This is a genomic window from Streptomyces sp. NBC_01288, from assembly GCF_035982055.1.
Classification (GTDB): domain Bacteria; phylum Actinomycetota; class Actinomycetes; order Streptomycetales; family Streptomycetaceae; genus Streptomyces.
On the sequence record NZ_CP108427.1, the window covers coordinates 4,613,746 to 4,631,664 of the forward strand.

At 71.4% G+C, this 17,919-nt stretch carries 18 protein-coding genes; 8 read left to right on the forward strand and 10 right to left on the reverse strand.

Features of this window, described 5'->3' with window-relative positions; all coding sequences use genetic code 11:
- Nucleotides 1–2: 2 nt before the first annotated feature.
- Genes OG194_RS20445 through rpmG form a run of 3 tightly spaced genes read right to left on the reverse strand, consistent with a single transcriptional unit; the run spans nucleotide 3 to nucleotide 1,779 of the window.
- The gene (locus tag OG194_RS20445; protein WP_327402258.1) at nucleotides 3–1,358 is read right to left on the reverse strand and encodes a GTP-binding protein; all 1,356 of its coding nucleotides are present in this window, start codon (nucleotides 1,356–1,358) and stop codon (nucleotides 3–5) included.
- A 2-nt stretch (nucleotides 1,359–1,360) separates the two neighbouring features.
- Entirely contained in the window at nucleotides 1,361–1,609 is a 249-nt protein-coding gene (locus OG194_RS20450; protein ID WP_327402259.1) for a type B 50S ribosomal protein L31, read from the reverse strand.
- Nucleotides 1,610–1,614: 5 nt separating this feature from the next.
- A complete protein-coding gene (gene rpmG, locus OG194_RS20455) occupies nucleotides 1,615–1,779 on the reverse strand; it encodes a 50S ribosomal protein L33 (protein ID WP_327402261.1) in 165 nt (54 codons plus the stop codon).
- Nucleotides 1,780–1,854: 75 nt separating this feature from the next.
- Here rpmG and rpmB point away from each other — a divergent pair, with 75 nt between their 5' ends.
- From rpmB to OG194_RS20475, 4 genes are all read left to right on the forward strand, one after another.
- Nucleotides 1,855–2,091 carry a 50S ribosomal protein L28 gene (rpmB, locus tag OG194_RS20460; RefSeq protein WP_327402262.1) on the forward strand — a complete coding sequence of 79 codons (237 nt, stop codon included), beginning with the start codon at nucleotides 1,855–1,857 and terminating at the stop codon, nucleotides 2,089–2,091.
- Complete coding sequence (rpsN, locus tag OG194_RS20465; RefSeq protein WP_327402263.1) at nucleotides 2,091–2,396, forward strand: 30S ribosomal protein S14; 306 nt, start codon at nucleotides 2,091–2,093, stop codon at nucleotides 2,394–2,396. Before rpmB ends, rpsN begins: the two co-directional genes overlap by 1 nt.
- Before the next feature lie 155 nt (nucleotides 2,397–2,551).
- On the forward strand, nucleotides 2,552–3,028 hold the full coding sequence (locus tag OG194_RS20470; RefSeq protein ID WP_327407145.1) for a hypothetical protein: 477 nt from the start codon (nucleotides 2,552–2,554) through the stop codon (nucleotides 3,026–3,028).
- A 559-nt stretch (nucleotides 3,029–3,587) separates the two neighbouring features.
- Nucleotides 3,588–4,109, forward strand: coding sequence for a DUF4232 domain-containing protein (locus OG194_RS20475; RefSeq protein WP_327402264.1), 522 nt, complete (start codon nucleotides 3,588–3,590; stop codon nucleotides 4,107–4,109).
- A 6-nt stretch (nucleotides 4,110–4,115) separates the two neighbouring features.
- On the opposite strand, the gene OG194_RS20480 is transcribed toward OG194_RS20475, so the two are convergent.
- Entirely contained in the window at nucleotides 4,116–5,231 is a 1,116-nt protein-coding gene (locus tag OG194_RS20480; RefSeq protein ID WP_327402265.1) for a DUF2786 domain-containing protein, read from the reverse strand.
- Nucleotides 5,232–5,432: 201 nt separating this feature from the next.
- Between OG194_RS20480 and OG194_RS20485 the strand changes: the two genes are divergently transcribed.
- Entirely contained in the window at nucleotides 5,433–6,056 is a 624-nt protein-coding gene (locus OG194_RS20485) for an HAD family hydrolase (protein ID WP_327402266.1), read from the forward strand.
- A 237-nt stretch (nucleotides 6,057–6,293) separates the two neighbouring features.
- Nucleotides 6,294–6,737, forward strand: coding sequence for a TetR/AcrR family transcriptional regulator C-terminal domain-containing protein (locus OG194_RS20490; protein ID WP_327407146.1), 444 nt, complete (start codon nucleotides 6,294–6,296; stop codon nucleotides 6,735–6,737).
- A 62-nt stretch (nucleotides 6,738–6,799) separates the two neighbouring features.
- On the opposite strand, the gene OG194_RS20495 is transcribed toward OG194_RS20490, so the two are convergent.
- Complete coding sequence (locus tag OG194_RS20495) at nucleotides 6,800–7,570, reverse strand: hypothetical protein (RefSeq protein WP_327402267.1); 771 nt, start codon at nucleotides 7,568–7,570, stop codon at nucleotides 6,800–6,802.
- Between the two features lie 159 nt (nucleotides 7,571–7,729).
- Here OG194_RS20495 and OG194_RS20500 point away from each other — a divergent pair, with 159 nt between their 5' ends.
- The gene (locus tag OG194_RS20500) at nucleotides 7,730–8,446 is read left to right on the forward strand and encodes a Clp protease N-terminal domain-containing protein (RefSeq protein ID WP_327402268.1); all 717 of its coding nucleotides are present in this window, start codon (nucleotides 7,730–7,732) and stop codon (nucleotides 8,444–8,446) included.
- Between the two features lie 23 nt (nucleotides 8,447–8,469).
- Here OG194_RS20500 and OG194_RS20505 read toward each other — a convergent pair whose 3' ends face one another.
- Complete coding sequence (locus tag OG194_RS20505; RefSeq protein ID WP_327402269.1) at nucleotides 8,470–9,015, reverse strand: Uma2 family endonuclease; 546 nt, start codon at nucleotides 9,013–9,015, stop codon at nucleotides 8,470–8,472.
- Nucleotides 9,016–9,279: 264 nt separating this feature from the next.
- Between OG194_RS20505 and OG194_RS20510 the strand changes: the two genes are divergently transcribed.
- Entirely contained in the window at nucleotides 9,280–10,968 is a 1,689-nt protein-coding gene (locus OG194_RS20510) for a bifunctional 3'-5' exonuclease/DNA polymerase (protein ID WP_327402270.1), read from the forward strand.
- A gap of 47 nt (nucleotides 10,969–11,015) precedes the next feature.
- Here OG194_RS20510 and OG194_RS20515 read toward each other — a convergent pair whose 3' ends face one another.
- The 4 genes from OG194_RS20515 to OG194_RS20530 all read right to left on the reverse strand — a co-directional run bounded on the left by OG194_RS20515 (nucleotide 11,016) and on the right by OG194_RS20530 (nucleotide 17,843).
- On the reverse strand, nucleotides 11,016–15,284 hold the full coding sequence (locus OG194_RS20515; RefSeq protein ID WP_327402271.1) for an AfsR/SARP family transcriptional regulator: 4,269 nt from the start codon (nucleotides 15,282–15,284) through the stop codon (nucleotides 11,016–11,018).
- Between the two features lie 479 nt (nucleotides 15,285–15,763).
- Complete coding sequence (locus OG194_RS20520; RefSeq protein WP_327407147.1) at nucleotides 15,764–16,657, reverse strand: glycosyltransferase family 2 protein; 894 nt, start codon at nucleotides 16,655–16,657, stop codon at nucleotides 15,764–15,766.
- A gap of 127 nt (nucleotides 16,658–16,784) precedes the next feature.
- On the reverse strand, nucleotides 16,785–17,261 hold the full coding sequence (locus OG194_RS20525) for a DUF3052 domain-containing protein (protein ID WP_327402272.1): 477 nt from the start codon (nucleotides 17,259–17,261) through the stop codon (nucleotides 16,785–16,787).
- Nucleotides 17,262–17,378: 117 nt separating this feature from the next.
- Nucleotides 17,379–17,843, reverse strand: coding sequence for a DUF5707 domain-containing protein (locus tag OG194_RS20530; protein ID WP_327402273.1), 465 nt, complete (start codon nucleotides 17,841–17,843; stop codon nucleotides 17,379–17,381).
- Nucleotides 17,844–17,919 lie beyond the last annotated feature (76 nt).

The window sequence follows — 17,919 nt, forward strand, 5'->3', positions numbered from 1 at the left end:
GGTCAGATCTCCAGAAGGGTGTCGAAGGCGGACGGGATGCGCTTCCAGGCGCTACGGCCCGCGGCGTACTCGGCATCGGTCAACAGGCAGGACTCCAGGAGCAGTTCGAGCCCGTCGCGGTCGAGGCCGGGAGACGTGAAGACAAGGTGCTGGCAGCAGTCCCCGTGCTCCGGATGCCAGTCGAGCGCGGCGGCGGCCCGACGCACCGGCGGCACCAACTCCCAAGCGGCGTCCGGCAACGAGGCGAGCCACGGCCCCGCGCTCTCCACACACAGGGCACCCCCGGCCGCGTCCCAGTGCAGCAACGAGTCGGGCTTGTCCGCGAGCCAGAACCGCCCCCGGCTCCGGGCGGCGGCACAGGTGATGTCCTCAAGTGCCGCGTACAGCCGCTCCGGGTGGAAGGGCCGACACCGGTGCCAGACGAGCGTGGTCACGCCGTGCGCGTCCGCCTCGACGGGGAGGAGGGCGCAGGCGGGGTGTTGGGCGGCGGCTGCGGCTTCCACGTCGAAGCCGGCGAGGGCTGCGCGGGCGAGGACGCTGCGTGGGGGTGGGGCGGGGTAGGTCGAGGCGTCGCGCGGGGGCGGGGTGGCGTTGGCGGGGGTGCGTTGGGGGGACCGGGGTGGGGGTGGGTGGTTCGGGTTGTTTGCGGGGTGCGGGTCGGTGGGGGCTGGTCGCGCAGTTCCCCGCGCCCCTGGGGGGTTGGGGGTGGGCGGGGCGGGAAGCTGTGCCGGGGCGTCGTGACCGGCCCTTCTCGTCAAGTCGCCGCCTCCGACCGGGACTTGGCGGGCCGTCGGGTGCAACTGGTCCAGTAGCTCCCGGTCTTCGTCGTCGGCGTCGGCCGAGTCGAGGACGGCGAGGACCGCGGCGTACTCCAGTTGGCGGGCGAAGGTGTCCGCGACGGTCCGCTGGTCCGTGGCCGCCGCCGCTAGGCCGGTCTCGGCGAGGTCGTCACCGTTGCCGAGGTACGGGAGGAGCAGGGACGGGTCCACGGCGGTGATGACGCCGGTGACCGTGAGGCCGCCGGCGGTGATCACCTCGGCCATGGCCTTGGGTTCGACGGAGTCCCACAACTCGACGACAGCGAGCCGGACTTGACCGGCCGCGGCGAGCCGGCGGAGCTCCGGGACCAGGTCTTCGCGGAGCGCGCAGCACGCGCAGTCGTTGACCAGCGGGGTCTCGCCCGCGTCGAGGATGCCCGTGGCGTCCCTGACCGTGCGGACGACCGTGCCGGCGGCGGCCGTAGCGAGGTCGTGGTGGAGTACGACGCTGCCGGGGACGTCGTGGAGGAGTTGGGCGACGGTCGCTCTGCGGGCGTCTGCGTGCAGGCCGGCGACGATCGCGACGGAGAGGTCGGACACCGTCAGGCCTGCTTCCCGTAGCGGCGCTCGAAGCGCTCCACGCGGCCGGCCGTGTCCAGGACGCGGGCCGTGCCGGTGTAGAAGGGGTGGCTGACGTTCGAGATCTCGACGTCGACGACGGGGTAGGTGTTCCCGTCCTCCCACGCGATCGTCTTCGCACTCGTCATCGTCGAGCGGGTCAGGAAGGCGTGGTTCGCGGCTCGGTCCCGGAAGACGACGGGGCCGTAGGGCGGGTGGGTGTTCTCGCGCATCTCGGTCAGCGCTCCTCTCGGAAGTCGACGTGGCGGCCGGCGGCCGGGTCGTACTTGCGCAGGGTCAGGCGGTCGGGGTTGTTTCGGCGGTTCTTGCGGGTCACGTAGGTGTAGCCGGTGCCGGCGGTGGACCTGAGTTTGATGACCGGGCGGAGTTCGTTGCGAGCCATGCCTGATACCTTACTGAAAATGAATTCCATTAGCAGCACTGGCTACGGCCCCGATCGAGGAGAGGTACGTCACTCGTGTCCGCCCACTGCATGCTGACCGGCGCACAGCCCGGTTTCGGCAACCGCATCTCCCACTCACACCGGCGCACCTCGCGCCGTTTCGACCCGAACATCCAGTCCAAGCGCTACTGGCTGCCCGGCGAGGGCCGGTACGTACAGCTGCGGCTGAGCACGAAGGGGATCAAGACCGTGGACGCGATCGGCGTCGAGGCGGCCGTGGCCAGGATCCGCGAGCGCGGGGTGAGGATCTGATGGCGAAGAAGAGCAAGATCGCGGCGAACGAACGGCGGCGGGAGGTCGTCGCGCGGTACGCGGCGCGGCGGGCCGAGCTGAAGGAGATCATCCGCCGACCCGGTTCGACGGAGGCCGAACGGGCCGCCGCGCAGCGGGAGTTGCGCAGCCAGCCGCGCGACGCGAGCGCCACGCGGGTCCGCAACCGCGACCAGGTCGACGGACGCCCCCGCGGCTACTTCCGTACCTTCGGACTGTCCCGGGTGAACCTGCGCGGACAGGCTCACAGCGGATACCTACCCGGTGTCCGCAAGTCCTCCTGGTAACCACTGGTAGCTTGCTGCGGTCGTTCCGGCCGAGGCCGCGTCCAGGGCCCGAGGCCAAAACCCCAGGCCAAGGCCGACCGGGCGACCGTCCGCGTCCGGCTACAGCTTGGGAGCTACCAGTGACTACGGCGTTTTCGACGGTCTCGACGGTACGGATGGCGGCGGCCGCCGCCGGTCTGGCGGGCGCGCTCGTCCTGACCGCGTGCAGCGGTGACTCCTCGGACGACTCCTCGTCCACGCCGAGCGCGTCCTCGTCGGCGACGTCGACCGCGACGGCGGACTCCGGTGGCTCCGGCAGCAGTCCGTCGGCCGCGTCCGACGGACTACAGGGCAGTTGGCTCGCCACGGCGGGCGGCAAGGCGTTGGTCCTTGTGGTCACCGGCAAGCAGGCCGCGCTGTTCACGACCGGTGGCACCGTGTGCAACGGGACGGCCGGCGAGGAGGCGGGGATGCAGATGATCCACCTCAAGTGCACGGACGGCAGCAAGACCCGGGCGACCGGAATGATCGACTCCGTCAGCAAGTCGAGCCTCGCGGTCACCTGGTCGGGGAGTACCGGCAAGGAGACGTACACCCGGGCCGAGGGCGGGAAGCTGCCGTCGGGTCTGCCTACGGCGAGCTTGGGGTCGTAGTCGTAGGGGTGAGGCAGGTCCGGGTGGCCCCGGGGGCGGGTGTCTTGGGGCGTGGGCCTGGGGTGGTTCTGGACGGGCGGGTGCGTTGGGTCGTAGACCTGGCGTAGCGCTGAGGGCGTAGGCCTTGGGGCACGGGTCTTGTGTGGCCCTGGGGTCGTAGATCTGGCGTGGCTCTGGGGTTGTAGGCCTCGGGGTGGAAGCCTTGCCCAGCCCTGAGGTCGTAGACCTGGCGTGGCTCTGGGGTTGTAGGCCTTGGGGCGGGGGCGCTGCCCAGCCCTCGGGTCGTAGACCTGGCGTAGCCCTCGGGGTCGTGGACTTGGCGTAGCCCTCGGGGTCGTGGACTTGGCGTATCCCCGGAGGCTTAGACCTGGCGTGGCCCTGAAGCTGTAGGCCTCGCGGTGGAAGCCCTGCCCAGCCCTGGGGCCGTAGACCTGGCGTAACCCCGGAGGCCTGGACCTGTCATGGCCCTGAGGCTGTAGGACTTGAGGTGGGGGCCGTGTGCGGCTCCTGGAGTGTAGGCCGGTCGGCGGAGGGGGGTTCGGTGCGGGATGATCCCCTCATGCGCACTGTTCCCCTCGCCGTCGCCGCGCTCGCGTCGGCTCTGCTTCTGACCGCCTGCGACAGTGGCAGCGGTGGTGGTTCCTCCGACAGCAAGAACGGGTCGGCCTGCTCGTTCGACGGGGTCGCCGTCCAGGTCGGGCCGGCCAGTACCGCTCCGGCCGCCGGTGACACCGGTGAGGTGCCCGTCTCGCTCACCAACCAGAGCAAGCCGTGCGACCTGAACGGGTTCCCCGGTGCCACGCTGGAGGCCGGCGGCACCAAGGTCGTCCTCTCCACCCAGAAGGGCGCCAAGGCGCAGAAGCTGAAGCTCGCCAAGGGCGACGCAGCCTCTTTCACCATCACCTACGTGCGCGGCAAGGCGGGCGACAAGCTGAGCCTGGCCGCGACGAAGGTGGTCATCGCCCTGCCAGGCAGCAGCGACACCACGAGCTACAAGTGGTCGTACGGACCCGTCCAGGGCAAGACCTCCGTGACCGATTCGGACGCCTCGGTCAGCGCGTTCACGCAGGCCGGCGACTGACGTCTGTCAGTCCAGTGGCGGTCGGGCCCTGACCTGGGCCCGGTCCGCCGCCTCGGCGCCCTCCGTCCAGCCCGCCTCGTCGGTGATCCCGCGCAGGCGGGTCGTGGTCGTCTCCGGGAACATCGCGTCGACGCGGTCGGTGACGGCGACCTCGCGAGTCGCGAGCACCGGGAGCAGGTCGTCGGTCACCTGCGTCCCGGCGGCCCGCGCCAGCCGGTCCCCGATGCGGTGGGCGTAGGCCGCGAGGAAGGACTGCCGGAAGGTCTTCGTCCGCCGGCGGCCACCCGCGCGCTGGGCCGCCTCCGCGCGCGTCATCGCGGTCGTGGCCTGCACGAGGAGCGAGGTGTAGAGGAGTTCGACCACCTCCAGATCGCCCTCGAAACCGACGACGGTGGAGAAACCGAAGGCCTCGTTCCAGACGGCCCGGCAGTGGTTCGCACCGGCGACCGCGTCCAGCAGCACCGCCTTCGCCTGCTCGTACGGCGCCTCGACCCCGATCCGGCACGCGCCGGGCGCGTCCTTCGCCGGCGCCCGCGCGTCGAGCAGCGCCTCGTCGATACTGTGCCGCGCCATCAACTCCTGCGCCTTGGCACTCAACGCCTCCGCCTCCTCCGGAAACCCGGTCGCCTCCGCCTTCGCGAGCAGCGCGCGGATGCGGGTGAGCATGCGGGAGGCGGGCCGGCGGATCTCGTGCCGTCCCGGTTCGTGCTCGTCGAGGGGTTCGAGGCTCGGCAGCCGCAGCAGCAGGCGGTACAGCGCCAGCACGGTGCCGGCGTGCGAGAAACGGTCGGTGCGGGCCGGCTCTTCGACGGTCAGGTCGTCGAGCTGCGCCGCCCAACGGGGGCCGCGCGCCCGGTCGTCCGGTGCCTGCGCCCGGATCAGCGCCGAGACGAGCCGTACGTGTACGTCGTCCAACTCCCGCCGAACCAGCCGTACGACGTCTGCCGGCTGCCAGCCGCGCCGCCATGCCGATGCCACGAACTCCCGGCCACGGCTTGCCAGTTCGGGGTCCGCGGCGGGGTCGGCGGCGAGGATCGAGGCACCCGCGTCGAGGGCGTCGTGGGTGTCGGTGTAGAGGGCGGCCTCGAAGGCTCGCTCGACGGTGGTGGTCTTGCTGGTCACGGCTTGATCGTGTCATGGGGTGGCGGGGAGACGGGGCGGGATACGTTCCGAGGACGCCGGATAGGGCAGGGTCCGGTCTGCCCGATCGGTGGTCGCGCCTCGGTCCGTCCACACCCTGTGGAAAACCAACTCCTCGTAGACGCCAGGGCGTTGGGACGGTGGGGCGGTGGGGCTTCGGCCCGCGTGGCAAGATCGGTTCGTATGGAGACGCTGCCGTTCGACGCCGTGCTGTGCGATTTCGACGGGGTCGTGCACGTGTGGGATCCGGACGGGATGACCGCGCTGGACCGGGCCTGGGGGCTGGCCGAGGGGACGCTGGCCGGGGCCGCGTTCGAGGGCGGGTCGCTGCGGGCGGCCGTGACGGGGCAACTCGGTGACGAGGAGTGGCGGTCCCGGATCGCCGACGACCTGACGCCGGTCTGCGGCTCGGCCGAACGGGCCCGTGACTTGGTGGCCGCGTGGAGTGCACTCACCGGCCGGGTCGACCCCGACGTCATGGCACTGCTCACCGAGGTCCGGCGCACGGTGCCCGTGGTTCTGCTCTCCAACGCCACGACCAGGCTGGAGAGTTACCTCGCGGCGATCGGCCTGTCCGAGGCGTTCGACGCGGTGGTCAACACCGCCCGCGTCGGCGTGGCCAAACCGGACCCGCGCGTCTTCGAGTTGGCCGCCGGGCGCGTCGGAGCCGACCCGAAGCGCTGCCTGTTCGTCGACGACACCGCCGGCCATGTCGTCGCGGCCCGGGAGGCGGGGCTGACGGGACTGCACTACGGGCACGTCGGTCAACTGCGGGACGCGGTCGCGCCGTTGCTGCGCCGGGGGTGAGGCGGAGGCCGGGGCCGTAGGGGCAGGGGCTACGGCGGTGAACTCCGTTTCCCCTCAAGGGTGTTGCCGGTGGCCGACCCGGTCCTGCGGTCATCACACGCGGTCTGCTCGCGCATCGCCGATCAACTCAAGAAGCGCGGCGTCCTGCGCCAGGTAATGGGTGTCGGCGGGGTGTGCGGAGAACGCCGAGCATGACGCCGCCGCGGAGGAGACGCTCGTGGGAGACGTCCCCTCCGACTGGCGCGAGGCGTTGCGCGTACTCACCGGTCCAACCGGGCCGCGGCCCTGCGCCACCCGTGGCTGCCGGCCACCCGGGACACGGGGTGCCCGGTCGGCCCCGCCTCGCTGAAGCGCATGGACGAATCCGCCGCCGCGGTACGGGGGTTGGACGCCGACGGTGCCGTGCTGCGCGCGCTGATCCTCGCGGTCGACACGTTCACGCTCGGGCATGTGATGGCCGAGCTGTCCGGCGGGATCCGGCGCCGGACCACCGAAGAGGCCGACACCGCCCGCCGCGCGGCCACCACGGAGTACGTCCAGAAGCAGATCGACGCCGGCAGGCTCCCCCACCTCGCCGAGACCGGTTTCTCCGAGCTGCGCCACAACGACGACCCGGAGTCGAGCTTCGAACGCGGCCTCGACTGGCTGCTGACCGGCGCCGCCGGGTCACTCACGAAGTAGTTGCCTACGAAGTAGCCGCCTACGGAGTGATCGTCTACGGAGTGGTCACTTGCGCCTGTCGGCTAGAACGCGCTCGCTGCCGCCGCCTCGGCCTCCGGCAGCAGGTCCTTGCTCTGCTGGATCATCCGCGCGTAGGTGCGGTCGGGGTCCGAGTTGGCGAGCGCGAATTGCAGGAGAGCGCCGGACCAGTCGTCGAAAAGCGCGAACGTGCGGTCCACCATGCGCCTGGATTCCTCGCGCTGGGCCTCGTCGAGGGACGGCAGGCTCGTTTCTTCGACTTCCGGTGACTTGATGCTGTGCGACGCCTCCGCCAGGTAATGCTTCGTGCCGAAGAATTCGCATTCACGACCGTCCCGCAGGGCGATTCCCCGGCAGTGCGTGAAGATGGTGATGGAGACCGCCTCGATGGACTCGACCATGGCGAAGACGGCGTACGTGGGCGCGTCGGCGGCGAGTGCGGCCAGTTCCAGGACGAGGCGTCGGGAGTGCTGGAAGTCCGCGCTCCACAGGACGCGGGTGGCGTCCGAGAGGGGCAACTCGCGGTCGGCGCCCAGCTTCTCCAGGTCGGTCAGCATCCACTGCCAGTGGAAGTCCTCCTCGTACGTGTGGGCGTTGAGGAGGGACTGCAACTGGTCGCGTTCGGCTTCCTCGGCGCTCTTGCGGAAGACGTACTTGTTCAGGTCGGAGTAACCCATGATGAACGGGATCACACTGGGGCCCCACGCCAGGCGCTTTTCGCCGGGGAGCGACTCGTCGGCCAATAAGTCGGTGAAGAATTCATGCCCTTCGTACGACGCCCGGCGTTCCTCTATGTAATCGATGACCTTTTGCACGATAACTCCGTCGGGGAGGTGGGGGTGATGACCTGCCATATCTATCATTATCGAAATCGATGCGGTCCGGCTTTTACTTGATCACACCCTCACCTTCACCTGCCGGACAGGTGTCAACTCGGGGTTGACACCCTTACGCTGTCAACCTACGGTTGACACATGACGACCAACCCGAACGTCACCTCATCCGTGCGCCTCGACGACCTCATCGCGGCCATCAAGAAGGTCCACCCCGCGCCGCTCGACCAACTTGAGGACGCGGTCATCGCAGCCGACCACCTGGGCGATGTCGCCGACCATCTGATCGGCCACTTCGTGGACCAGGCCAGGCGTTCAGGTGCCTCCTGGACGGACATCGGCAGGAGCATGGGCGTCACCCGGCAGGCCGCCCAGAAGCGCTTCGTGGCGAAGGAGTCGGCCGACCTCGATCCCAGTCAGGGGTTCAGCCGGTACACACCGCGCGCCCGCAACGCGGTGATGGCCTCCCACAACGAAGCCGTCGCCGCCCGCAACCCCGAGGGCCGCCCCGAGCACCTGATCCTCGGCCTGCTCGCCGAACCGGATGCCCTCGCGGGCAAGGCGATCGTCGCGCAGGGGGTCCTCCTGGACGCCGTACGGCAAGCCGCCACCGCGGCCCTCCCGCCGGCCGCCGACGAGGTCCCGGACCTCGTCCCCTACGGCCCCGACGCCAAGAAGGTCCTGGAACTCACCTTCCGCGAGGCCCTGCGCCTGGGCCACAACTACATCGGCACCGAACACATCCTGCTCGCCCTGCTGGAGCACGAGAACGGCGAGGGCGTCCTCAATGGCCTCGGCATCGACAAGCCGACGACCGAACACCACATCGCGGAGATGCTCAGCGGGTTTCAGGGCTGAGACGGGCAAGCCCGCCGCTCGGGTCAGAACCGGCTCGTGTCGAGGTCGAACCCGAGCGGCTCGGGCAGAGCCACGGTCTTGGAGATCTCGATCTCGGCGGCACGGGTGTAGCGGTCGCCGGTGGGCTCGCTGTAGACGATGACCGTCCCGGCCTCGCGGTCGATCAACAGGTAGCAGGGGATGCCCGCGCGCGCGTAGCCACGCAGTTTGGGACCGCGGTCGTTGACGGCGGTGGACTCGGAGGTCACCTCACCGACTAGCACGACGGGCGCGGGGTCGTGATAGCGCTGGTCGTCGGCGAAACTGCCCTTCGGAGCGATCACCAGATCGGGGACCACCTTGCCGGTGAGGGACGCGTCCGGAGCGTCCAGGCCGATACCGGTGTACGTACGCAGATCGCCGTCGTGACGGTTGAGCGTGACCTGCTCCGCCGTCTCGGACACGATCTCCTCATGCTCCCCATTCGCCGGAGGCACCACGTGGATCTTCCCTTCGATCAACTCCACGCGCCAACCCTCCGGGGCAGCAGCGTCGAACGCGTCGAAGGCGGCCTCGACCGAAGCCTCCATGTGCCTCTCCTCAGTCGGACTCGGATGAGGACTCATCGGACTCGGATGAGGGCTCAGTCGGCGTTCTGGGGCGGTCAGTGCCACGGCGGACCTCCTTCGTACGGAGCGACCCTGTCAGCGTAGGCGAGAGGGCCGTCCGTGATCTCGTGACGCGTCACCCGTACGAGTGTGCGCGTGACGTTTCTTCGCTCGGAGACGCTGTGCGGGCGACGCGATTCGCGCAGGTCACGGGCGTTGTCAGACCCGCGTGCCACACTCGCCAGCATGACCGATCGCTGGGCGCTCGCTCCGGCCGAGGGCGGTGGTGTGGAGGTCGCCGCCCTCGGTCCGGACGGGCTGCCCGTGGGGGCGGTGGGGCGGGAGGCGGATCTTGTCGAGGCCGTGCGGGGGCGGCCTGACGTGGGGCGTTGGGTGTGGCGGTCCACGGCGGAGGTGTATCCGGTGCTGCTCGCCGCGGGGGTGCGGGTGGAGCGGTGCTACGACGTCGAGGACGCCGAGACGCTGTTGCTCGGGCACGAGGGGCGGCACGGTGAACCGCGGTCGGCGGCGGCCGCGCTGGCCCGGTTGCGGGGCGGGGCCGTACCGCCGGATCCGCCGCAGCGGGCGGCCGAACCGGGCGCGCAGCCCTCGCTCTTCGAGCCGCAGAGCGTCCGTCTCCCGCTGGCCGACCTGCTCGCCGTGTACGCCGAGCAGCAGCGGCGGCACGACGCCACCACGCACCCCGACCGGATGCGGCTGCTCACCGCCTCCGAGTCGGCGGGGATGCTGGTCGCGGCCGAGATGAACCGGGCCGGGCTGCCCTGGAGCGCCGATGTGCACCGGGAGATGCTGCACGAGTTGCTGGGCGAGCGGTACGCGGGCGGGGGTGAGCCGCGACGGCTCGCCGAGCTGGCGGACGAGGTGTCCGCCGCCTTCGGGAGACGGGTGCGGCCCGATCTGCCGGCCGACGTGGTCAAGGCGTTCGCCGAAGCCGGGATCAAGGTCAGGTCCACCCGGCGCTGGGAGATCCAGTCCCTCGACCATCCGGCCGTGAAACCGCTGCTGGAGTACAAGAAGCTGTACCGGATCTGGGTCGCTCACGGCTGGTCCTGGTTGCAGGACTGGGTGCGGGACGGGCGGTTCCGGCCGGAGTTCCTCGCGGGCGGGACGGTCACCGGGCGCTGGGTCACCAACGGCGGGGGCGGGCTACAGATCCCCAAGGTCATCCGGCGGGCCGTGGTCGCCGACCCGGGCTGGCGGCTCGTCGTCGCCGACGCCGACCAGATGGAACCGCGGGTGCTCGCCGCGATCTCCCGCGACCCCGGGCTGATGGAGGTGGCCGGCCGCGCCACCGACCTCTACCAGTCCGTGTCCGACCGCGCCTTCTCCGGCGACCGCGACCAGGCCAAGATCGCCGTGCTCGGAGCGGTCTACGGCCAGACCTCCGGCGACGGCCTCAAGAACCTCGCCGCGCTCAGACGCCGGTTCCCCAAGGCGGTGGCGTACGTCGACGATGCCGCGAAGGCGGGCGAGGAGGGGCGGCTCGTCCGGACCTGGCTGGGGCGGACCTGCCCGCCGGTGGCCGGGGGCGAGGACGCGGCGGAGGAGGCGGGCATCCCCCAGGACGACCCCGTCACGGCCCCCGCCGACCAGGGCTGGGTGCCGGGTTACGCCTCGACCAACTCCCGTGCCCGGGGCCGTTTCGCCCGAAACTTCGTCGTCCAGGGAAGCGCGGCGGACTGGGCCCTGCTGATGCTGGCCGCGCTCCGGCGGTCCTGCGCCGAGCTGGCGGCCGAGCTGGTCTTCTTCCAGCACGACGAGGTGATCGTGCACTGCCCGGAGGCGGAGGCCGATACCGTCGCCGCCGCGATACAGGAGGCGGCCGACCTCGCCGGGCGGCTGACGTTCGGGGAGTCGCCGGTGCGGTTTCCCTTCACGGTGGCGGTGGTTGAGTGTTACGCCGATGCCAAGTAGGGCCTACGGCTGCGGTGTGCAGGGCCTGTCGCCGGGGCGGCCAGGGTCTACGGCTGCGGTGGTCGACGCGCGTCACGCTGCGACAACAGCTCGCCGAGTTCCTGGACGACGGCCTTCTCGTCCGTCCCGTCGAGGGCGTCGAGGGCCGTCCGCCATTCGTCGTACGCCTCGTCCGCGCGGCCCTGTTCCCGTAGCAGCAGGCCGAGTTGGTGGCGGGCCAGGCCGCCCATGTAGCGGTCGGCGCGGGCGTCCGCACGACGGAGCAGTTCGGCGCACTCGGTGGCGGCGCGTTCGGTGTGGGCTTGTGCGGTGTGGGCTTGTACGGTGTCGGCGCTTTCGGTGCGGGCCTGTTCGGTGTCGGCGCGTTCGGTGCGGCCGAGGAGGCGGAGGGCGCGGACCAGGCCGAGGCGGGTCTGTGACTCGCCGTGCCAGTCGCCGTGGCCGCCGAGGATGCGCAGGCTCTCCTCGAAGTGCGGTACGGCGGCGGCCGGTTCGCCGAGGGCGAGATGGGCGTAGCCGATGTTGCAGTGCGCGGAGTGCTGCACGATGACCGCGCCGATCTCGTCGCCGATGGCGAGGGAGCGGCGGTGCTGTTCGATGGCGGCGCGGGGGTCGGTGTGTTCGTACAGGTTGCCGAGGTGGCTGTGGGTCACGGCCTCGCCGTACGGGTCGTTCAACTGCCGTGAGTGGGCGAGGCTTTGGCGCAGGGCGACCCCGGACTCGGCGTAACGGCCCAGGCCTTCGAGGAGCAGGCCGCGGTTGTTGAGGCAGCGGCGGATCCAGGAGACCGTGTCGAGCCGCCACCAGATCGCCAGGGCCTGGTCGTTGAGGACGAGCGCCTCGTTCTGCCGGCCGGTCAGGAAGTGCAGTCCGGCGAGATCGCCCAGCGCGTACGCCTCCGCCGCCGCGTCCCCGAGCCGCCGCGCCGCACCGAGGGCGGCCCGGCCGAGCACTTCCGTCTCGGCGACGCGGCCGCTGCGCAGGACGTAGGGGAAGAGGAGCCGGACGAGCGTCGAGACGTGGGCGGTCCGGCGGAGATCGGGGGTGTCGCGGTACCGGGTCACGAGCGTCACCACGTTCTCCAGCTCCAAGTCGCCCCAGGCGAAGGCGTCTTCGGGGCGGGGGAAGGGAGTGGCGGCCGCGACCTCCGCGGCGTGATCGGGGAGTTGGGCCGCTGTCGGTCGGCGGCGGTCGTCCTGGTCGAGGCCTGGTTCAACGATCGCGGTGAGGGTGCGTTCGGCGTGGGCGGCGTACCAGGCGAGGGCGGTTGTTATGGGGTCAGGGTCGGCCGGGGTGGGGTCGGGGAGGGTGACTTCGGAGAGGGGGGATTGGGAGGAGGGGGCGTCTGCGAGGTCGGTTTCGGCAAGAGCGGTGCCTGCGAGGTCGATGTCAGCGGGGGGCGTTTCCGCGAGGGTGGAGTTGGCGAGGACGGTGTCGGCGGGGGCTGCGTCGGTGAGGGCTGTGTCGGTGAGGGCTGTGTCGGTGAGGGCGGCCTCCCCTTCCCTGCCGCCTCCCTTGACCCCATCCCCCTTCAACTCCACTCCCCTGTAAGCCAGTTCACGGGCGAAGTCACGGACCAGGTCGTGGGGGGCGTAGCGGCCGTACGACGTCTCCTCCAAGAGGGCTACGTCGACCAGGCGGTCGAGGGCCGCAGCGGCTCGGCGTTCGTCGGTGTCGGCGAGGCGGGCGAGCAGGGGGGCGCCGTAGGCCGGGAGGTCGAGGGTGCCGATGTGGTGCAGGGTGCGGGCCGCGTCGCGGTCGGTCTCGCGGTCGGAGGCGGCGAGGGCGTCGTGGGCGACGGCCAGGGAACGCCGGACGCTGAGGTCGTCGTACTCCAGATGCTGCAACCGGCCTTCCGTGGCGGCGAGTTGGCCGGCCAGGACGTCCGGGGCGAGGGCCCGGCGGGCGGCCAGTCGGGCGGCGACGATGCGCAGGGCGAGCGGGAGGCGGCCGGTGAGTTCGACGAGCGGGTGGGCCGCGTCGAGGCCGTCGCGGCCGGAGACGGCGCGCAGCAGTGCGGCGCTGTCCTCGCCGGACAGGGGTGTGAGCGGAAAGCGGCGGGCGCCGTCGAGCGCGGTCAGCGGCGAACGGCTGGTGACGATCACCGCGCACCCGGTGCCGGCCGGCAGCAACGGCCGTACCTGGGCGGCGTTCTCGGCGTCGTCCAGCACCATCAACGTGCGGGTCGGGGCGAGCAGGGAGCGGAGCAACGCGCTTGCCGTGTCCGGGTGTTCGGGGATGTGACGCGGTTCGGCACCGAGGTCGCGGAGCAGGGCGTGCAGTGCCTGGCCGGAGGTGAGGGGGGTCATGCCGGGGGTGGCGCCGTGCAGGTTCACATACAACTGCCCATCGGGGAAACGGTTCCTCAACGCATGGGCCGCGTGCAACGCGAGCGCGCTCTTGCCTACGCCGGCCATGCCGGTGATGACGGCGAGGGGTTGCGCTCCAGGGTCGGCGGAGAGGGGGGCGAGGGTGTCGTGCAGGGCGGGGAGGGTTTCGGCGCGGCCGGTGAAGTTGGCTGGTGGGGGCGGGAGTTGGGCGGGGCGGGGTGAGAGGGGCGAGTGGGGGGTCCGGTGGTCCCGGGGAGCGGTCGGAGTGGTGAGGTTGGAGGCGGTCGGGTCGGGGGCGGTGGGGTTGGAGGCGGTGGGGTTGGAGATGCCGAGCTCGGAGGCGGTGGGCTCGGAGGCGTCTGAGGCAGGGGCTTGGGTGCCCGGGGCGTGGGGCAGCGGGGTCTGGGTGTCGGGCACCGGGGGGTGAGGCGTGAGTGCGTGAGGCGCGCTGGCCGGCTCGTCCTCGCCGGTGGTCCCGGAGGCTCCGAGGCGACCCGGAGCCATGGCCTTCCTGGCCTGCCCTGTGTCCCCGGCGGTGTCCTCAGTGTCATCCGCGTGCCCGACAGACCCGTGCCCACGGGGCACTCTCGCCGACGCGTCCGCACTGCCGACCTCGGCAGCTCCGGCGCGCCCCGGAGCCGCAGCGTCGCCGGCTTGCCCGGCCCGCCCGACACGATCGGCGTGCCCGGCGCCCCCGATGCACCCCGGGTCCCCCGCCTCCCCAACGTCCCCGATCCGCCCGGCGCCCTCGGCGCCCCCGACGCGATCGCCGTCCGCCGCCCGTCCCGTACCCGCGTCCCGCCCTGCCGCCGCCCCTCGCGGCAGATCCCACGGCTCCCGCACCTCCGTGCCCTGCGGCATCGTCACGTGGGCATCGCGAACTGCCTCACCTCGCCGCACCTCCGCACGCGCATGCCGAGCCACCTCCCCTCGCCGCACCGCTGCACGCGCATCCCGAGCCACCTCACCTCGCCGCGCCTCCCGAGCCACCTCCCCTGACGGCACCTCCGCAGCCACAGCTCCCTGCGCCACTTCGCCGTACGTCTCCCGCACCACCGCCCCACCCGACGCCTCTCCCTCCGACGTCTCTCCACGCGACGTCCCTCCACCCGACGCCTCTCCACTCACCTCCGCCCCCGTCGGCCCCCGCACCCCTTCCACCCACGCTGCCCCATCCCCCGCCCCCCGCAACACCTCCGCGTGCGCCCCCCGAACCCCCGCACCCGGCTCGATCCCCAGTTCCTCGATGAGCCGATTGCGCAAGTCCCGGTGGACAGCGAGCGCCTCCGCCTGGCGGCCGGTGTGGTGGAGGGCGAGCATCAGCTGGCGGTGGTAGGAGTCGCGGAGGGGGTGGTCGGCGACCAGTGCCGCCAACTCGGGGACGAGCGCGCCGAGTCGGGGGCCGCCCAGGGCCAACTCCGCGTCGTAGCACCATTCGAGGGCGAGGAGGCGGGCCTCGGTCAGGCGCTGGGCGAAGGCGTAGCCGCCGAGTTCGGCGGGGAGGCCGGTGAGCGGGGTGCCGCGCCAGAGGGCGAGGGCCGCCGTGCAGGCGCGGACCGTGGCCGACCAGTCCTTCGCCGCGTGCGCGGTGCGGGCCCTGGCGACGTGGGACTCGAAGACGCTGACGTCCAACTCGCCCTCGTCGACCCGGAGTACATAGCCGGGCGGGACCGCGCGCAACCGGTCGGGGTCGTCGAGGAGGCGGCGCAGGCGGGTCACGTGGTTGTGCAGGGAGGCGTGTGCGGACGCCGGCGGTGAACCGCCCCACAGGGCGTCCTTGAGCGCCTCTACGGAGACCACCCGGCCGGGTTCCAGGAGCAGCGCGGCCAGCAGGACCCGCACCTTGGGGCTGCCGATGGGGTGCACGGGATCGTCGTAGCCAATGGCACCGGCACTGGCACTGGTCCTGGTCCTGGCCCTGGCATTCGCGTCGGCGTCGAAAAGGACGGGCGTGCCCAGCAGTCCGAACCGCAGCTCGTACCGCATCACACCGAACCCGTCGCCCTTCCGCGCGGCCTCTCGTGACCGTGCCTGCCCCTTGGCGGATATCCGCCCTGTTCACGGCGGTTTCCCGCCACCCTGCACCGGCCGCCGAACGCCGGAACCGTTGCCGTACCGGGTGTCTCCCGTCGCCGTCCGGCGACTTCAGGCCACGCGACCCAGGAGCATCGTGCACACCATGGGCCACATGTTAGCGATTCGTTGGTGCGACCTGATGTGATCACATCATCGGATCTGGCCCGACGGTGCGCGCGTACGACGCGCAGCTCGGGGGAGTGTCGCCGTCGCGGCCGGGTCCGGGGACGCGAGAGGGCCCCGGTCGGCGGAGGTGAACGACCGGGGCCCTCGTCCCTTACATCCGAGGTACTACGGGACGGTCAGCGACACCTGAGGTACTACGGGTCGGCCGGGCACCTCTGAGGCACTACGGGGGTACTACGGGTACTACGGGTACTACGGGCCGGTCAGATGACGGGCGGGCGCCCCAGCCGCGTCAGCCGCCACACCGTCCGCCACCGCATCGGCCGCCGCTCCCCCGCCGATTCCCGCACACCCTCCACGAACCCGCCGAACCAGGCCCGCAGCCCGGCGACCGACCGGGTCCGTACGAGCGTGAGCAGCGTCCAGATGCCCAGGTGGACCGGGATCAGCGCGAGCGGGAGCCGGCGGCGGACCAGCCAGACGCGGTTGCGGGCGGTGACCCGGTAGTAGATGGCGTGCCGGGCGGGCGAGGTCTTGGGGTGCTGGAGGAGCAGCTCGGGGGCGTACAGGATGCTCCAGCCGGCGTCGGCGGCCCGCCAGGCGAGGTCGGTCTCCTCGTGCGCGAAGAAGAACTCGGCCGGCCAGTCCCCCGTCTCGGCGAGCATGGCCATGCTCAGCGCGTGCCCGCCGCCGAGGAACCCGGTGACGTACCCGCCCTCCATCGGATCCCCCGCGCCGACCCGCGGGACATGGCGCCGCTGGGTCTCCCCGTGCTCGTCGGCGATCCTGAACCCGACGATGCCCAGGCGGGGTTCGGCCGCGTACAGATCGCGCACGCGGCGCAGCACGTCCGCGTCGACGAGCAGTCCGTCGTCGTCGAGTTCCACCACGACGTCCACGTCACCGAACGCGCGGAGCCGGGCCAGACCCACGTTGCGGCCACCGGGGCAGCCGAGGTTCTCGTCGAGGTCGATGGTGGTGACCTCGCCGGGGAGGGAGAGCCGGTCGGTGAACTCCGGGAGCCGGCAGCCGTTTCCGACGATCACGATCCGGCTCGGCGGGAGGTCCTGCTTGGCCACGGACTCCAGCAGCGCGTCGACCTCGGCGGGCCGGTTTCCCATGGTCACCACGGCGACGGCGATCCTCGGTCCGACCACGTCGCTCACTCCATCCGGCACGTCTCTGGCTCCATCCGGCCATCCGGCGATGCCCGCGCCCTGACCGCGCGGCACTCACCGTTCACCAAGATGTTGCCTCAGGTCGGCCGGTTGCTCCGACTCAAGTTCATTTTGCGGGACCTTTGTTGTGGCTTTGCCGGTTTTCCCTCCGCCGCACGAACTTCAGCCCCGACCAGTCGTCCCCCAGCGCGGCGACCTTCACATCGACGACACCGAGCGGGAGGAAGAGGTCGCGCAGGTCGTTCTCGCCGATGTCGCTGACATGCCCGGCGGCCTTGCGGGGCCAGGCGATCCAGAGCATGGCGGCGTCCGCGAGGCCGAGCACCAACTCCACGGCCTCCGCGGCCAGTTGCCGCCGTTCCCGGTAGAAGGCGAGGGTGACGTCCGCGCCACGGGTGCCACCGGCGGTGACGTCGCAGTCGGCGGGGAGTCCAGGGACGGTCCAGGGGGCGGGGGCGTGATGCAGGTGGACCTGGTGGCCGGGCTTGACGCCGATCTTCCTGGCGAGCGGGGTGCCGGAGTAACCTCCGGCTGCCGCAGGGGAGTTGACCATGCTCTTCTCCGACCTTCTACGAACGTCCATGGCCTTCTACGACAACGACCGGTGCCCCGTCTCGATCGAGACGGGGCACCGTATCCCACGTGACCGCGTGCCGGCGTCAGCGCGCCGGTGTCAGCGTTCTGGTGTCAGCCGGCGATGTCAGCCGGTGATGTCGAAGGTGGCCGCACTGGACACGAACGTCGTGTCGCCGTCCTTGGCGGTGGCGAGCGCCGAGACGTACCAGGTGCCCTTGGCCGCCTCGGCCGCCTCCTTCTTGGTGACCTTGAACGTGTAGGTGCAGCGCGAGGTGTCGTCCGAGGTGCTCCTGCACGTGGCGGACTCGACGTCGCGCAGGTCCGCCGCGGTCGGCTTCAGCTTCGAACTCGCGGGCCAGGCAACGACCTTGAGGCCCTTGATACCCGAGTTGTCGCTGACGTCCACGGTGTAGGTGAAGGAACCGGCGCCGCTCGCGGACGGGGCGGTGTAGTGGGCCGAGCCGTTCGCCAGGGCCGGCTTCTCGGGGGCCGCCGGGGCGGCCGACGCGGCGAGACCGCCTGCGACGACTCCGCCGACAGCGGCGACACCGGCGAGCGAGAAGAGGAGCGTGCGCTTGGTCATGGACATGGGAGATCCCCCTGTGTGGTGTGGATGGTGCGGGAGGCGGTGGTCGACCGCTTCCCTCGATGTGATCGAGCCTAGG

Bases quoted from the DNA above. Each gene is read 5' to 3' on its own strand.
- OG194_RS20450 (WP_327402259.1), bottom strand. From the start codon at position 1,609: ATGCGCGAGAACACCCACCCGCCCTACGGCCCCGTCGTCTTCCGGGAC.
- rpmG (WP_327402261.1), bottom strand. From the start codon at position 1,779: ATGGCTCGCAACGAACTCCGCCCGGTCATCAAACTCAGGTCCACCGCC.
- rpsN (WP_327402263.1), top strand. From the start codon at position 2,091: ATGGCGAAGAAGAGCAAGATCGCGGCGAACGAACGGCGGCGGGAGGTC.
- OG194_RS20470 (WP_327407145.1), top strand. From the start codon at position 2,552: ATGGCGGCGGCCGCCGCCGGTCTGGCGGGCGCGCTCGTCCTGACCGCG.
- OG194_RS20475 (WP_327402264.1), top strand. From the start codon at position 3,588: ATGCGCACTGTTCCCCTCGCCGTCGCCGCGCTCGCGTCGGCTCTGCTT.
- OG194_RS20485 (WP_327402266.1), top strand. From the start codon at position 5,433: ATGGAGACGCTGCCGTTCGACGCCGTGCTGTGCGATTTCGACGGGGTC.
- OG194_RS20500 (WP_327402268.1), top strand. From the start codon at position 7,730: ATGACGACCAACCCGAACGTCACCTCATCCGTGCGCCTCGACGACCTC.
- OG194_RS20505 (WP_327402269.1), bottom strand. From the start codon at position 9,015: ATGGAGGCTTCGGTCGAGGCCGCCTTCGACGCGTTCGACGCTGCTGCC.
- OG194_RS20510 (WP_327402270.1), top strand. From the start codon at position 9,280: ATGACCGATCGCTGGGCGCTCGCTCCGGCCGAGGGCGGTGGTGTGGAG.
- OG194_RS20515 (WP_327402271.1), bottom strand. From the start codon at position 15,284: ATGCGGTACGAGCTGCGGTTCGGACTGCTGGGCACGCCCGTCCTTTTC.
- OG194_RS20525 (WP_327402272.1), bottom strand. From the start codon at position 17,261: ATGGACGTTCGTAGAAGGTCGGAGAAGAGCATGGTCAACTCCCCTGCG.
- OG194_RS20530 (WP_327402273.1), bottom strand. From the start codon at position 17,843: ATGTCCATGACCAAGCGCACGCTCCTCTTCTCGCTCGCCGGTGTCGCC.